At 64.1% G+C, this 14,840-nt stretch carries 10 protein-coding genes, 2 tRNA genes and 1 pseudogene; 3 read left to right on the forward strand and 10 right to left on the reverse strand.

Annotated elements, in window-relative coordinates; genetic code table 11:
* Window positions 1-66 precede the first annotated feature (66 nt).
* Window positions 67-1,104, reverse strand: coding sequence for an acyltransferase (locus tag DCM79_RS12150; RefSeq protein ID WP_257180046.1), 1,038 nt, complete (start codon window positions 1,102-1,104; stop codon window positions 67-69).
* Between the two features lie 126 nt (window positions 1,105-1,230).
* Window positions 1,231-2,088, reverse strand: coding sequence for a class I SAM-dependent methyltransferase (locus tag DCM79_RS12155; protein ID WP_257180047.1), 858 nt, complete (start codon window positions 2,086-2,088; stop codon window positions 1,231-1,233).
* 206 nt (window positions 2,089-2,294) lie between these two features.
* Here DCM79_RS12155 and DCM79_RS12160 point away from each other — a divergent pair, with 206 nt between their 5' ends.
* The gene (locus DCM79_RS12160; protein WP_257180048.1) at window positions 2,295-3,380 is read left to right on the forward strand and encodes an acyltransferase; all 1,086 of its coding nucleotides are present in this window, start codon (window positions 2,295-2,297) and stop codon (window positions 3,378-3,380) included.
* Window positions 3,381-3,402: 22 nt separating this feature from the next.
* On the opposite strand, the gene DCM79_RS12165 is transcribed toward DCM79_RS12160, so the two are convergent.
* The 7 genes from DCM79_RS12165 to DCM79_RS12195 form a co-directional block, all read right to left on the reverse strand.
* Window positions 3,403-3,479: transfer RNA gene (locus tag DCM79_RS12165), tRNA-Val, on the reverse strand.
* 59 nt (window positions 3,480-3,538) lie between these two features.
* The gene (locus DCM79_RS12170) at window positions 3,539-3,943 is read right to left on the reverse strand and encodes a GFA family protein (protein ID WP_257180049.1); all 405 of its coding nucleotides are present in this window, start codon (window positions 3,941-3,943) and stop codon (window positions 3,539-3,541) included.
* A 73-nt stretch (window positions 3,944-4,016) separates the two neighbouring features.
* Window positions 4,017-6,440, reverse strand: coding sequence for an endopeptidase La (gene lon, locus DCM79_RS12175; RefSeq protein WP_257180050.1), 2,424 nt, complete (start codon window positions 6,438-6,440; stop codon window positions 4,017-4,019).
* 322 nt (window positions 6,441-6,762) lie between these two features.
* Entirely contained in the window at window positions 6,763-8,034 is a 1,272-nt protein-coding gene (clpX, locus tag DCM79_RS12180; protein ID WP_018320118.1) for an ATP-dependent Clp protease ATP-binding subunit ClpX, read from the reverse strand.
* 457 nt (window positions 8,035-8,491) lie between these two features.
* Entirely contained in the window at window positions 8,492-9,127 is a 636-nt protein-coding gene (locus tag DCM79_RS12185) for an ATP-dependent Clp protease proteolytic subunit (protein WP_128917433.1), read from the reverse strand.
* 372 nt (window positions 9,128-9,499) lie between these two features.
* Window positions 9,500-10,861, reverse strand: coding sequence for a trigger factor (tig, locus tag DCM79_RS12190; RefSeq protein WP_257180051.1), 1,362 nt, complete (start codon window positions 10,859-10,861; stop codon window positions 9,500-9,502).
* Between the two features lie 172 nt (window positions 10,862-11,033).
* Window positions 11,034-11,118 (reverse strand) — tRNA-Leu (locus DCM79_RS12195).
* A gap of 154 nt (window positions 11,119-11,272) precedes the next feature.
* On the opposite strand from DCM79_RS12195, the pseudogene DCM79_RS12200 reads away from it, so the two are divergent.
* A pseudogene (locus tag DCM79_RS12200) lies at window positions 11,273-12,577 on the forward strand (multicopper oxidase domain-containing protein).
* Between the two features lie 4 nt (window positions 12,578-12,581).
* On the opposite strand, the gene DCM79_RS12205 reads toward DCM79_RS12200, so the two are convergent.
* Window positions 12,582-14,081, reverse strand: coding sequence for an NAD(P)H-hydrate dehydratase (locus DCM79_RS12205; protein ID WP_257180052.1), 1,500 nt, complete (start codon window positions 14,079-14,081; stop codon window positions 12,582-12,584).
* 379 nt (window positions 14,082-14,460) lie between these two features.
* Between DCM79_RS12205 and DCM79_RS12210 the strand changes: the two genes are divergently transcribed.
* Window positions 14,461-14,799, forward strand: a complete 339-nt coding sequence (locus DCM79_RS12210) for a P-II family nitrogen regulator (RefSeq protein WP_007603495.1) — start codon at window positions 14,461-14,463, stop codon at window positions 14,797-14,799.
* The last annotated feature ends 41 nt before the right edge of the window (window positions 14,800-14,840 follow it).

A 14,840-nucleotide genomic window follows, 5' to 3' on the forward strand; every position in this document is an offset into this window, starting at 1 on the left:
CCATTGCGCTGCCCGCGCCAATTCCCGCGTGCGAAGGAACGACACCGATGGCGCGAAGGACGTCGGCTATGTCACCGCATCGGGGCGCTGTCCGCCGGCGACGACACCGCTGGTCCTCGAGCGCTGCGCCAGCCAGCGCGCCGCCCAGCGATTGATCGGGCGCTCGAAGCACATCCAGGACGCAGACGCGATGGCGAGGAGAAGCGCGAGCAGAATCCAGCGCCACATCTCGCCGGTGCCAGGGTCGAGCTGCTTTCGCAGCGCCAGCCAGGGCAGGATCAAGAACAATGGCCAGTGCCAGATGTAGAGGCCATAAGAGATGTCGCCAAGCTTGACGCCGAGGCGCGGCGCAGCCGGCAAGAGCGCAAGCCCGGCAACGGCGAGCCAGCATGCGACCGGTGTCATCCATGACGACAAGGGCAGCCCGAATGCGTAAACCCAGATCGCGAGCGTCAGCAATGCCAGACTGGAGCGCCAGCTAGGCTGAAGCCGCGAAACCGTCATGTAGGCGAACACCCCTGCGGCAAAGTCGGCGTAGTGATCGTCACCGAAACGCGAGATCTGCGGAGGCTGTGGCGCTATTTCGGTTCCGATGGCAGCAGCCGCAATGCACCAGAGCAACAACAGCCTGACGCCGCCGATAGGGATGAGGATGGCGGAGACGATGTAGAAAATGACTTCGTATTCGAGTGTCCAGCCCACCGCATTCATCGGTGTCTGTTGCGGGATGATCAGGAGCGACTTCAACACCCGGCCGAACTCGATCTCATGCGGCGGGGCACCAATGCTGCGGCTGAAGAGCACGATCATGACGAGCGTGGCCAGGGCATTGAGAGGATAGATCCGGAAGAATCGTTTGGCGAGGAAGCTGGTGGGCGTATAGCCCGGCGCCTTCGAGACGTAGCAAACGATGAAACCGGAAATCGCAAAGAAGAGATCGACGCCGGCCGCACCGCGATCGGCCAAGAACCGCCATGTATAGAGCCCGGCGGGATCAAAGTATTTCAGCGCGAGATGCGTATGGAAGTAAAAGACCGCCAGGGCGGCGAATGCGCGCCCGAGCTGGATGCCTGGCAGCCGCCCATGAAGCTGATGATCGGACATTTGAGGCTGCGCTTAGCAGAATGCACGGTCTGGCACAACCACACCGCTTTCACCTCTGATCGCGCAATTCAGCTCATTCTCCTCGCCCGTCCGTCACGATCATAGATCGGCACCGCCGCGGCAGCCTCACCCCGCCTTTGCCGTCACGATCCAGATCGCGCCCTGCAGCTCAACGCGCTGCCCCTTCAGGAACGGCGCGAGCGCCTCGCGGATCGAAGCCTTGGCAGCCTCATATGTCTCGGGCGGATGGCCCTGCAGGGCACGGCTGGCCGGGCCGATCTGCAACGCGCCGTCGACCGCCGCATCGAGGCCGCCGCCGATCGCAACATCCATCGGCAGATTGTGCGGCTCCATCGCCGCGTCGACGAAGCCGGCCGCTTTGAGGATTCGCATCACGCGCTCCTCCGAGGCGAAGGCGAACGGGCCGGGCTCCTCCGGCCCGACCGGCGGCATCTTCGGCACGTGCTTGTAGACCGCCATCAGCGGCGCCATCATCCAGGGATTCTCCTTCGGCTCGCGCCAGCAGGCGAAGGCGAGCCGGCCGGACGGCTTCAGCGCTCGGCGGAGGTTGGTGAAGGACGCAACGGGATCGGCGAAGAACATCACGCCGAAGCGTGAGGCGAGCAGATCGAAGCTGGCCGGCTCGAACGGATGGACCGTCGCATCCGCCAGCACGAAATCGAGCGGCAGGCCTTTTGGTGCCAGCGCACGCGCCTGCGACAGCATCGGCTCGGACACGTCGAGGCCGAGCGCGAATCCGTCAGGCGCAACGGCTTTGGCGAACGCGAACGTCGTCGCGCCGGAGCCGCAGCCGACGTCGAGGACGCGCTCACCCGGCTTGGGCCGGGCGCGGTCGATCAGCACGTCGGCAATGGGTCCGAGCAGGTTTTCCTGGGCTGCGTGGCGATCGGCCCAGCGCTGCCCGCTCGGGCCGTTCCAATAGGCGATCTGGTCGGCGTTTTGCTCGTGGCCAGGCTGTTGCATTGCATTCTCCCTCGGAGCGCCGGTCGTCCGCCAAACCAGAAGACGCATATCCGCATGCAGTTGCCGGACGCAAGACCAATTCCGGCGAGACGATCTAAGTGCCGCCGCCGTCGCGCGCAGTCGGCACCGGACCGGCGCGAGCACGGGGTCCAGAGTTGACACAATGGGAAGCCACTGTTCTAACTTTGGAAACCTGAGGAAACCCTTTGAAATCCGAACGATCGGTCGGCATCGATTGCCTGCGCGCCATCTCCATCATCTGGGTGCTGCTCTACCATTTTGTCCCGCTGCAGGCTTTCAACCGGGGCACGTTCGGCGTGCTGCTGTTCTTCATCATCAGCGGCTATTGCATCGCGTTCAGCGCCGAGACATCGCAAACGGCCTGGCACTTCTATGCCAAGCGGCTCGGCCGCCTGCTTCCCGCGCTGATCGTCTGCGGCTTCCTGACGACGCTGTTCAAGTTTCTGGCGCCCGAGCTGGTCGAGCCCGGCCGCGGGCTGAAATGGATCCACTACGTCTATACGCTGATCGCGCTTCCGACGCTCAACGTCCTGCAGGTGAACTATAACCTGCCCGACGGTGCCTATTGGTCGTTGCAGATCGAGTTTCAATTCTACTTCTTCTGCTTCCTGATGATGGTGCTGGGGCTCAAGCAGCGGCTGCTGGCACTGCTGTGCGCGGTGACCATCTTCCGGACGGTGACCACCAGCACGGACTATTACACCTCCAACGACTTCTTTCCGTTCTTCATCGCCGGCATGAGCGTGGCTGCCCTCGTCAGGGGACGCACCAGGGAGGCGATCGCGGGCATCGTCGTGGCGTTCTCGGTGGAGCTCTATCACCTGAAGATGGGCGTCAAGCAGCCGTCCGCCCAGATCGAGCTGTACCGGTCGCTGCTGCTGTGGTTTGGCACGGCCGCCGTCTATCTTGCCGCGCGGTATGACCACCTTCTGCCACGGTGGTCGAGCGCCCTCGCCTTCATCGGCGTCATCAGCTATCCGCTCTATCTGATTCATCAGGACGTCGGGATGATGATCCTGCACTGGGCGCAAGTGGGCCGTGACTCCGCGGGCGACATGCTGATCCGCGCGTTCGTGCTTCCCGCATTCCTCGCTGCCGTCGCCTGGCTGGTCTACGCGCTGGTCGAAAAACCCACCATCAAGCCGCTGACCCGTTTCCTGACCGATCCGATCGGCTGGCTTCGGCAATGGCAGCCGGCAATGGCACGAGGCGGATACAAGGCCACAGAGCGCAGCGGCGACGTCGCGCGCCAGGATTTGCCGATCGGGTGACCCGACGCAACGGGATGAATGCTGGTGGGCGGTCACGGATTCGAACCGCGGACCCTCTCGGTGTAAACGAGATGCTCTAACCAGCTGAGCTAACCGCCCTCGCCGCCTCTTTAGCCTCCCAGGCCCCGGACGGGCAAGCGCGGAACGTCATTCCAGGCTCAATCCTGCGGCCGCCCCGGCAGCAGCGGCACCGCGTCGATCCACACCGCGGCCGACTGGCACCAGATCTGCCGGACCGGGCGCAGCTGGTCGCGCTGGCGGATCGAGCCCCAGCGGATGCCCCAATCGTCGGCCTGGTCGCCCTCACCGCTGGTGAACAGCGGGGAACCGCAATCGGCGCAGAAGTGCTGGAAGCGCATCCGGCCGTTGTCGCCGCGCTTGCCGTAGATTTTTGGCGTGCCGCGGGTCAGGCGGACGTCGGCCCCCGCACAGATGGCGGTCACGCGGAACGGCGAGCCGGTCAGGGTCTGGCAATCGGTGCAATTGCAAACCGATACGGCTTCGGGGTCGATCTCGGCTTGATAGGCGATCTTGCCGCAATGGCATTGCCCGTCGATCTGCATCGCCCCTCTCTCCTTGCCCCAAATAAAAACGGCGCCCGAAGGCGCCGTTTTATCATCTTTTCGAGCCACACACTCAGTGAGCGGTCAGACCGCCGGCGGCCTCGTCGCCATCGGGCTTCACCGTCACCTTGGTGTCCTCTTCCCAGACGATTGGCGTCGGCTTCTTCACCAAGGCCTTGGCGATGACGTCGTCGAGGCGGGAGACCGGGATGATCTCCATGCCGCCCTTGATCGCATCGGAAATCTCCGTGAGATCCTTGGCGTTGTCCTCGGGGATCAGCACCGTCTTGATGCCGCCGCGGGCCGCAGCCAGCAGCTTCTCCTTCAGGCCGCCGATCGGCAGCACGCGGCCGCGCAGCGTGATCTCGCCGGTCATCGCGACATCGTGCCGGACCGGGATGCCGGTCATGACCGAGATGATCGCGGTGGCCATCGCCACGCCCGCGGACGGACCGTCCTTCGGTGTCGCGCCTTCCGGCACATGCACGTGGATGTCGCGGCGGTCGAACATCGGCGGTTCGATGCCGTAGTTGATCGCGCGCGAGCGGACATAGGATGCCGCCGCCGAGATCGACTCCTTCATCACGTCGCGCAGATTGCCGGTGACCGTCATCTTGCCCTTGCCGGGCATCATGACGCCTTCGATCGTCAACAGCTCGCCGCCGACGTCGGTCCAGGCAAGGCCCGTGACGATGCCGACCTGCGGCTCGCTCTCGATCTCGCCGAAGCGATACTTCGGCACGCCGAGCAGCTCTTCCAGAGTCTTCTCGGTGACCTTGACCGACTTCTTCTTGGAGATCATCAGCTCCTTCACCGCCTTGCGGGCGAGTGTGGAGAGCTCACGCTCCAGGTTGCGCACGCCCGCTTCGCGGGTGTAGCGGCGGATCAGCAGCAGCAGCGCGTCGTCGTCGATCGAGAACTCCTTGGAGTCCAGGCCATGCTTGGACACCGCGTTCGGGATCAGATGCTTGCGCGCGATCTCGACCTTCTCGTTTTCGGTGTAGCCCGCGATCCGGATGATCTCCATGCGGTCCATCAGCGGTCCCGGAATATTGAGCGTATTCGCGGTGGTGATGAACATCACGTTGGACAGATCGTAATCGACCTCGAGATAGTGGTCGTTGAACGTCCCGTTCTGCTCGGGGTCGAGCACCTCGAGCAAGGCGGACGACGGATCGCCGCGGAAATCGGCGCCCATCTTGTCGATCTCGTCCAGCAGGAACAGCGGGTTGGACGACTTCGCCTTCCGCATCGACTGGATGATCTTGCCGGGCATCGAACCGATATAGGTGCGGCGGTGACCGCGGATCTCGGCCTCGTCGCGCACGCCGCCGAGCGAGACGCGCACGAATTCGCGCCCCGTCGCCTTCGCGATCGACTTGCCGAGCGAGGTCTTGCCGACGCCGGGGGGCCCGACGAGGCACAGGATCGGGCCCGTCAACTTGTTGGCGCGCGACTGCACCGCGAGATACTCGACGATGCGTTCCTTGACCTTCTCGAGCCCGTAATGATCGGAGTCCAGGATGGCTTGCGCCTGCTCCAGGTCCTTCTTCACCTTGGACTTCTTGTTCCACGGGATCGACAGCAGCCAATCCAGATAGTTGCGCACGACGGTCGCTTCCGCGGACATCGGCGACATCTGGCGCAGCTTCTTCAATTCATGCTGCGCCTTCTCGCGCGCTTCCTTGGAGAGCTTGGTCTTGGAGATCTTCTCTTCGAGATCGGCGAGCTCGTCGCGACCGTCGTCGTCGCCGAGTTCCTTCTGGATCGCCTTCATCTGCTCGTTGAGATAATACTCGCGCTGGGTCTTCTCCATCTGGCGCTTGACGCGCGAGCGGATGCGCTTTTCGACCTGCAGCACCGAGATCTCGCTCTCCATCAGGCCCAGCACCTTCTCCAGGCGCGTGGTGACGGACAGCGTCTCCAGGATGCCCTGGCGATCGGCGATCTTGACTGCGAGATGCGAGGCAACGGTGTCGGCGAGCTTGGCGAAATCAGTGATCGCCTGCACGACGCCGACGACCTCGGCCGAGATCTTCTTGTTGAGCTTCACATAGCTCTCGAAGTCGGACACGACCGAGCGGGCCAGCGCCTCCGCCTCGACCGACTTCGCATCAGTGTCGGCAAGCGCGACGGCCGTCGCTTCGTAATAATCGACGCGATCGGTGTATTTCGACACGCGCGCACGCTCGAGCCCTTCGACCAGCACCTTCACGGTGCCGTCGGGAAGCTTCAAGAGCTGCAGCACGCTGGCGAGCGTACCGGTCTCGTAAATGGCGTCGGGCGCCGGATCATCGTCGGACGCGTTCTTCTGCGTCGCGAGCATGATCAGCGCGTCGTTCTTCATCACCTCTTCGAGCGCGCGGATCGACTTCTCGCGGCCGACGAAGAGCGGAACGATCATGTGCGGGAAGACGACGATGTCGCGCAGCGGCAGCACAGGATAGGCGTGCGTTTCGCCATGGACGATGGTTGGCCGGGGTTTTGGATTAGTCATGGCCTTTTCCTTTTGCTTTGCCCCCTTGCACGCAGCCCGCCATGCCTATGCGCAACCGCCACAAGGTGCCGAGGTGATCCGCAAGGCCGGTCGGTCCTGTTACGAGTTGGACCGGCTCGCCGGATCGGAACTGAGGCGAATCTGGAAGAGAATTTTCGCTCGCCGCCGACATTAGGTGGCTATCGACCCGGGGGGTGTCAAGTCATTGAAAAACGCGCGCCATCAGGCGCTTACGCAACGCGGTAAGCGACGCAACACCGGCTGCGGAGATATTCTTCCGCAGCCCGACTTGAGGAGACGATTGGAGCGTTCAACGCCTAGATCAGGCGCTGGCGTTCTCGACGGCGCGATCGGACCGATCGGCGTAGATGTAGAGCGGACGCGCCGTGCCTTCCACGACCTCGCGGGAGATCACGACCTCCTCCACACCTTCCAGGCCCGGCAGGTCGAACATGGTCTCGAGCAGGATCGCTTCGAGGATCGAACGCAGGCCGCGCGCGCCGGTCTTGCGCTCGATCGCCTTGCGGGCGACCGCGCCAAGCGCCTCGTCGGCGAAGGTCAGCTCGATGTTCTCCATCTCGAATAGCCGCTGGTACTGTTTCACCAGCGCGTTCTTCGGCTCGGTGAGGATCTTCTTCAGCGAGGTCTCGTCGAGATCCTCGAGCGTCGCCACGACCGGAAGACGGCCGACGAACTCGGGGATGAGGCCGTACTTCAGCAGGTCCTCAGGCTCGACGTGACGGAAGATCTCGCCGGTCCGGCGGTCTTCCGGCGCCATCACCTGGGCCGCGAAACCGATCGAGGTTGACCGTCCGCGCGCGGAGATGATCTTCTCCAGGCCCGCGAACGCGCCGCCGCAGATGAACAGGATGTTGGTGGTATCCACCTGCAGGAACTCCTGCTGCGGATGCTTGCGGCCGCCCTGCGGGGGAACCGACGCCACCGTGCCTTCCATGATCTTCAGCAGCGCCTGCTGCACGCCCTCACCCGACACGTCGCGCGTGATCGAGGGATTGTCGGACTTACGGCTGATCTTGTCGATTTCGTCGATGTAGACGATGCCGCGCTGGGCCCGCTCGACATTGTAGTCGGCAGCCTGGAGCAGCTTCAGGATGATGTTCTCGACGTCCTCACCGACATAGCCGGCCTCGGTCAGCGTCGTCGCATCCGCCATGGTGAACGGCACGTCCAGGATACGGGCGAGCGTCTGCGCGAGCAGCGTCTTGCCCGAACCGGTCGGACCGATCAGCAGGATGTTCGACTTCGCGAGCTCGACATCGTTGTGCTTGGTCTGGTGGTTGAGGCGCTTGTAGTGATTGTGCACCGCGACCGACAGCACCTTCTTCGCATGGCTCTGGCCGATCACGTAGTCGTCCAGGACCTTGCAGATTTCCTTCGGCGTCGGAATGCCGTCGCGCGACTTGACCAGCGAGGATTTGTTCTCCTCGCGGATGATGTCCATGCAGAGCTCGACGCACTCGTCGCAGATGAAGACCGTGGGACCCGCGATCAGTTTGCGGACTTCGTGCTGGCTCTTGCCGCAGAACGAGCAATATAGCGTGTTCTTGGAGTCGCTCGTGCCGACCTTACTCATTCATGTCTCCGTCCGCGGTTCGATCCCGTTCCGCTCGATCGCTTCATTCCGACACGATGGTCGGCATGAAGCTTAAGTAGAGCAAATTCCGTACCAAAAAAGACCCTACGCATTACATCCCGTGCGAATCACGGTCGTTCGATTCCCCGCGATCATAGCCGATCAATCGTAGCCAACCATGCTGTCACCCGACTATCAAGAATTCGCTAATCGGGGGTCGCCGGCTACCCGTGACAATACCGTGATTTCCGGTCTTGGCATGGGCGAAGTGACCGAAATCACCACGGCGTTGCTGGATTGCCACGAAAAACAGGCACGAAAGCGGAACCTTCTGCCTGTCGCAGGGCGGAAAAACGCATTTTGCAGCGCGCATATGCGTCCATAGCGTGAACGCCACCTGAAGGCGACAGGCGATCTCCTCAGGGGTTGCCGAGGGATCGCCGTCACCCCGGTAGTGTTACTGTGTCTTCGCCGGCGCGGCTTCCTCGGCGCGCTTGTCGATGACCTTGTCGACCAGGCCGAACTCCTTGGCGTCGTTCGCCGTCAGGAACTTGTCGCGTTCCAGCGCATCCTCGATCGACTTGTAGGTCTGGCCGGTGTGCTTCACGTAGATCTCGTTGAGCCGCTTCTTCAGGTTCAGGATTTCCTGGGCGTGCAGCATGATGTCGGTGGCCTGGCCCTGGAAGCCGCCGGAGGGCTGGTGCACCATGATGCGCGCGTTCGGCAGCGAGAAGCGCATGTCCTTCTCGCCGGCGCAGAGCAGCAGCGAGCCCATCGAGGCGGCCTGCCCCGTGCACAGCGTCGAGACCGGCGGGCGGATGAACTGCATGGTGTCGTAGATCGCAAGGCCCGACGTCACCACGCCGCCCGGCGAGTTGATGTACATCGAGATTTCCTTCTTCGGATTTTCCGCTTCGAGGAAGAGGAGCTGCGCGACGATCAGCGTCGACATGCCGTCCTCGACCGGGCCGGTCACGAAGATGATGCGCTCCTTGAGGAGGCGCGAGAAGATGTCGTAGGCGCGCTCGCCACGGTTGGTCTGCTCGACCACCATGGGCACGAGGTTCATGTAGGTTTCAACCGGATCGCGCATGAGTCACCTAGGGTTTTCGGAGACGGCCATCGCCGGGCAAGGCTTGCCAGCTGGAACTGCCGGAAGGGCGAATGGACGTCCTGTGATGCAGGAACTTGGTAGGGTAGAAGGCGTACCGACAGATATAGCCCAATTCGCTTCTGACAAGTGCGGCGCGCATTAAGGCTTAATCCGTCGGGCAGTTGAAGCTGATTCGCACAAAGAGGCCCAGCCGGCCATCTGGCTAGCTGGGCCCCTTCGCTGATCATCCTTAACAGATGGCTGTTTCAGAGCCCCATCCCGATGACGTCGGAACGGGACTCTGGGTTTGGTTTTGACGCGTTTTCTCGACGCGAACCGGTGTCCACTTCGCTTGAAAACGCTTTGGAGCCCTCAGGCCGCAGTCTTTTCCGCCTCGTCGTCCTTGTAGAGATCCTCGCGCGAGACCTTCTTCTCGGTCACGTTGGCGAGCTCGAGGATGAAGTCGACGACCTTGTCCTCATAGATCGGTGCACGGAGCTGGGCCAACGCCTGGGCGTTGCTGCGGTAATAGTCCCAGACCTCCTTCTCGCGGCCCGGCATCGAGCGCGCGCGCTCGATCACGGCGCGGCCGACCTCGTCATCCGTCACGGTGATCTTGTTCTTCTCGCCGATCTCGGAGAGCACAAGGCCAAGCCGCACGCGGCGGTCGGCGATCTTGCGGTACTCTTCCTGGGCCTTGTCTTCAGTGGTGTCCTCGTCGGCGAAGGTCTTGCCGGCGGAGGCCATCTCGGCCTTGACCGAGTTCCACATCAGATTGAACTCTTCGTCCACCAGCGAGGGCGGCGCCTCGAAGCGATGCGCTTCGTCGAGCCGGTCGAGCAAGGCGCGCTTGACGCGCTGGCGCGTCGCGGTCGCGAACTCGGCAACCAGACGCTCGCGCGCGGCTTCCTTCAGCTTGTCCAGCGATTCCAGGCCAAGCGTCTTGGCGAACTCGTCGTCGATCGCAACGTCCTGCGGCGCCTCGATCAAGGTCGCGGTGGTCTCGAACTCGGCCGGCTGGCCGGCGAGCTTGTCACTCATATAGTTCTGCGGGAACGACACCTTCAGCGTGCGGGTCTCGCCGGCGCCGATGCCGATCAGCTGCTCCTCGAAGCCCGGGATGAAGGTGTTGGAGCCGATCGCGACCTGGATGCCCTCGCCGGTGCCGCCCTCGAAGACTTCGCCGTTGATGGTGCCCTTGAAGTTGATGGTGACGCGGTCGCCGGATTCGGCCTTGGCGCCCTCGGCCTTCGCGGCATAGGTACGGTTGCTGTCGGCGATGCGCTTGATCGCCTCGTTGACGTCGGCCTCGGTGACTTCGGCGACGGGCTTCTCGACCTCGAAGGTCTTGAAGTCGGCGAGCGCGATCGCCGGCACCACCTCGATCGCGACCGTGTAGGTCAGATCGGTCTTGCCGCTCAGCAGCTCCTCGACCTCGGCCTGCTCGCTCGGCATGGTGATCTTCGGCTCGGTCGCAAGGCGGAAGCCGCGCTCGGAGAACAGCTGCGTGTTGGTGTCGCGGATGGTCTGGTCGATGGTCTCGGCCATCACCGAGCGGCCGTAGACCTTCTTCAGGTGCGAGACCGGTACCTTGCCGGGACGGAAGCCGTTGATGCGGACCTTGTCCTTGAGGTCGACGAGCTTGGCGCCGGCCTTGGCGTCGAGATCAGACGCGGGAACGCTGATCTTGAACTCGTGCTTCAAACCTTCCGAGAGGGTCTCTGTGACCTGCATGGCGTCCAATCTTCTTCTCGTTCGGTCCCGGCGCGCATGCGTCGGGACGCTGTCATTAATCGATCCGGCGCGAGGCAAACCCTCGACGCCGGTGCTGCATCGGACCGGCTTCAGCGGACAGACATCCGCGCGAAAGCAGGCCCTCGTAATCCGTGCAAACGCGATAAGCGCTTGGTGCGGGCGGAGGGACTCGAACCCCCACAACTTTCGTCACTGGAACCTAAATCCAGCGCGTCTACCAGTTCCGCCACGCCCGCGTGAAGTTGCATCAAGACCGGCCGCGATGCCGCGGGCGGCCGGGCTTATAGCATGTGCCTGACTGTTCGCAGCAAAAAAATGGTCTGATGGAGGCAGGCTTCAAGTAGGCACGATGGCTGGACTTATCCAGCACGGCGTGGTCCGGATTGCCGCATGAAACCGCGGATCTTTGACCCCAATCGGCGCGAGGTTCTGGCCGGGCTTGGCGCCTCCGCGGCCGCTTTGATCGCAGGCGGAGCAACCCCGCCAGTGACTGCCCAGCTTGCCCTCCAGGCTAGGGCGTCAACGCTGGCTCTCAGATCGGGGCAGCCGGCCACACCGGTCTGGGAGCTCGCCGCCGTCAGCCATCTCCGGGACGTCCGGCTCAAGCGCGGCGACCGCTGAGAAGTGGTGTTTCGAAACGACCTTGCTGTGCCGCTTGCGCCAGTCTGGTACGGCCTCAATGGTCCCGTTCCGGCCGATCCGCTGCGGGGACGCGCGCCCGCGCCCCCGAACGCGGTCGAAACATCAATTATTTCAATACCTCATGCCGGGACCTTGCTGGCCGACTTCCGCCTGTTCGAGGACGGCTTGAAGCAGCCGGCACGCCCGCTCGCGATCGTCGCGGCCGAGACCAGCCCGGCCGTCGTCGACCGTGACGAGGTGCTCTTGATCGAGGAATGGCGCCTGCGCCCCGATGGCACCGCCGTCCCGCCGGGCCAGGACCCGAAGGACGCGACGCCGGCCTATACGATCAATGGTCAGACTTCATTCGAACTCTCAGCCCAGGTCCACCAACGGCTGCGGCTGCGCTTTATCAACGGCTCGCAACGCACTGTTCTGGCTATCAAACTGGAAAGCCACGACGTCCGCGTGCTGGCCTTGGACGGACAGCCCGCCGAGCCGTTTTCGGCGCGCAACGGCGCCCTGGTGCTGGCGCCCGGCGCACGCGCCGACGCCGTCGTGGATGCGGCTGCATCAGCCCAGTTCCTGCTGCACGACGGCAAGGCGGCGCACCGGGTCGGCAGCCTCAAGATCTCAGACCAGCTGGCGCGGCGCGTTCCGCTGGCGCCGCCGCAGCCGCTCGCTCCGAACGACCTGCCCGAGAAGCTCGATCTGAAAGGCGCCCTGCGGTTCGATGTCGCGCCCGGCGCCGCCAATGCCGGCTGGGCCCGGCCGGCGAACTTCTCCACGGCTTCCGCACCCGCCTTCAGGGCCAGAACCGGCCGCACCGTCGTGCTGGCCCTGAGCAACCCCGGCGCTGTCACCAACGTGTTCCACCTGCACGGCCATCCCTTCCGCCTGCTCGACAGGCTCGACGACGGCTGGAAGCCCTATTGGCTCGACACGCTCGCGATCGAGCCCGGCAAGACCGAGCGCGTCGCCTTCGCGGCGACGGCGCCCGGCCGATGGTTGCTCGAATCCGTCGCCACCGACTGGGCCGCGCCGCGGCTAGTGCGCTGGTACGCCGTGGAGTGAACGCTCAGTACTCCACCCCCAGCGCGGAGTAGATTCGCCGGTGCACCGCCGGCAGCGTCTCGGTGAGATCCTCCGCGATCAGTCCCGGCCCGGCTTCGCTTGCCGCCTCGCCATGCATCCAGACGCCCATGCTCGCGGCCTCGAACGCCGGCACGCCCTGGGCCAACAGGCCTGCGATGATGCCGGACAGCACGTCACCGGCGCCGGCGGTGGCGAGCCAGGGCGGCGCGTTGGCGGCGATGGTGGCGCGGCCGTCGGGGGCAGCGATCGTGGTGTCGGGCCCCTTCAGCAGCACGACGGCGCCGGACCGCTCGGCGGCGGCGCGCACTCGCTCCAGCTTGGAACGGCCCGGGAACTTGTTGCTGAGGTCCGAGAACAGGCGTGGAAACTCGCCTTCGTGCGGTGTCAGCACCACGGCATTGTCCTGTGAGGACTTGATCGATTCGAACAGGCGCTCGGGGGTCGCGGCAAAGCTGGTCAACGCATCGGCATCGAGCACCAGATGGCGCTGCGCGCTCAGCGCGGTATGGACGAGATCGCAGGTGCGCTCACCGATGCCCGCGCCGGGACCGATGATGCAGGTGCCGTAGCGCTTGTCGGCGAGCAGCTCGCCGAATTCGACGACGGTGTCGACGGGGCGAACCATCACCGCAGTCAGCGCCGCCGCGTTGATCGCGAGCGTATCGCGCGGGCTCGCCAGCGTCACCAGGCCCGCCCCTGCCCGCAGCGCGCCCCGCGCGGCGAGCCGCGCGGCCCCGGTCGCGGCCGCATCGCCGGAGACTGCCAGCACGTGCCCGCGCGCGTATTTGTGGCCGTCGATGCGCGGCAGCGGAAAGGCGGCGCCCCAGACCTCCGGACTGTTCTCGAAGGTCTGCGGGGCGATCTCGTCCAGCACCTGCGCGTCGATGCCGATGTCGGCGACGCGCACGCGGCCGCAATGCATCCGGCCCGGCAGCAGCAAATGCGCCGGCTTCTTGCGGAAGAAGGTGACGGTCTCGGTGGCGTTTACCGCAGCGCCCATTACGGCCGCGCTGGTGCCGTTGATGCCGCTCGGCAGGTCGACCGCGAGCACCGGGGCACCGTTGGCGTTGATCGCCTCGATCATCGCGCGCGCCTCGCCATCGACGGGGCGGCTGAGTCCCGCACCGAACAGCGCATCGATGATCAGCGCAGGCCTTCCGATCGCCTGCGGATTGAACGGGAGCACCGGGTGCTTCCAGCCGCGCGCGGCGGAGGCGGCATCGCCCTGGAGCTGGTCGCGCTCGCACATCGGGATCACCGAGACCTCGCGGCCCTGGGCGGCGAGCTCGGCGGCTGCGACAAAGCCGTCACCGCCATTGTTGCCGGGACCGGCCACGATCAGGATCGGCCCCTCCTCCACCAGTGCCTGGGCGGCCTCGGCGACCGCCTGGCCCGCGCTCAGCATCAGCTTGAAACCGGGCGTGCCGGCCGCGATGGTGAGCTGGTCCGCGCGCTGCATTTCGGCGTTGCTCAGAACTTCCATGCCACTTCCCTAGTACAATCGCCTTTTCAGCAGGCACCTTCGGCGCGGATGCGACGTGGGGAACAACGATCTGCACACATATTGAACCGTTTGCCTATTTCGTAGTCTTCGGTATTTTGTGCAAGTCGGCGCCACCATTCAGAGATGCTCGTTAAAAGGCTGATAACGCTCCAATAATCAGGGCATTTGCAACTTGGCATAGACCCTGCTTTCGAGGAAGCCGCTTCGGTTCGTCGTGCTCACTGGCATTTTCAGGGTGTCGCCGGCCGTTGGTGCCGGACAGGTCAGGACTTCCGGCATAGCGAAGACAAGATCGTGCGTTAGAGAAGCGCATCCTGACGAAGACGTTGCGATTTGATCGAAAGGCCGGAGGCGCGCAGTGAAGAAAATCGAAGCCATCATCAAGCCATTCAAGCTCGACGAGGTGAAGGAAGCGCTGCAGGAAGTCGGCCTTCAGGGCATCACCGTGACCGAGGCCAAGGGCTTTGGCCGGCAGAAGGGGCACGCCGAGCTGTACCGCGGCGCAGAATACATCGTCGACTTCCTGCCCAAGGTGAAGATCGAGATCGTGATCGGCGACGATCTGGTCGAGCGCGCCATCGACGCGATCCGCCGCGCCGCGCAAACCGGGCGCATCGGCGACGGTAAGATCTTCGTCTCCAACATCGAAGAGGCGATCCGCATCCGAACCGGCGAATCCGGGCTGGACGCTATCTGAGCCGGGTGCTATCCCGAATTTTGCGACACTCCGACTAGAAT

It is taken from the genome of Bradyrhizobium sp. WBOS07 (assembly GCF_024585165.1).
In the GTDB taxonomy this organism is placed as follows: Bacteria; Pseudomonadota; Alphaproteobacteria; order Rhizobiales; family Xanthobacteraceae; genus Bradyrhizobium; species Bradyrhizobium japonicum_B.

What these genes read in the sequence shown, in the direction of transcription:
- DCM79_RS12150 (WP_257180046.1), bottom strand. Translation starts at nt 1,104, where the DNA reads ATGTCCGATCATCAGCTTCATGGGCGGCTGCCAGGCATCCAGCTCGGG.
- DCM79_RS12185 (WP_128917433.1), bottom strand. Translation starts at nt 9,127, where the DNA reads ATGCGCGATCCGGTTGAAACCTACATGAACCTCGTGCCCATGGTGGTC.
- clpX (WP_018320118.1), bottom strand. Translation starts at nt 8,034, where the DNA reads ATGAGTAAGGTCGGCACGAGCGACTCCAAGAACACGCTATATTGCTCG.
- DCM79_RS12155 (WP_257180047.1), bottom strand. Translation starts at nt 2,088, where the DNA reads ATGCAACAGCCTGGCCACGAGCAAAACGCCGACCAGATCGCCTATTGG.
- tig (WP_257180051.1), bottom strand. Translation starts at nt 10,861, where the DNA reads ATGCAGGTCACAGAGACCCTCTCGGAAGGTTTGAAGCACGAGTTCAAG.
- DCM79_RS12170 (WP_257180049.1), bottom strand. Translation starts at nt 3,943, where the DNA reads ATGCAGATCGACGGGCAATGCCATTGCGGCAAGATCGCCTATCAAGCC.
- DCM79_RS12205 (WP_257180052.1), bottom strand. Translation starts at nt 14,081, where the DNA reads ATGGAAGTTCTGAGCAACGCCGAAATGCAGCGCGCGGACCAGCTCACC.
- lon (WP_257180050.1), bottom strand. Translation starts at nt 6,440, where the DNA reads ATGACTAATCCAAAACCCCGGCCAACCATCGTCCATGGCGAAACGCAC.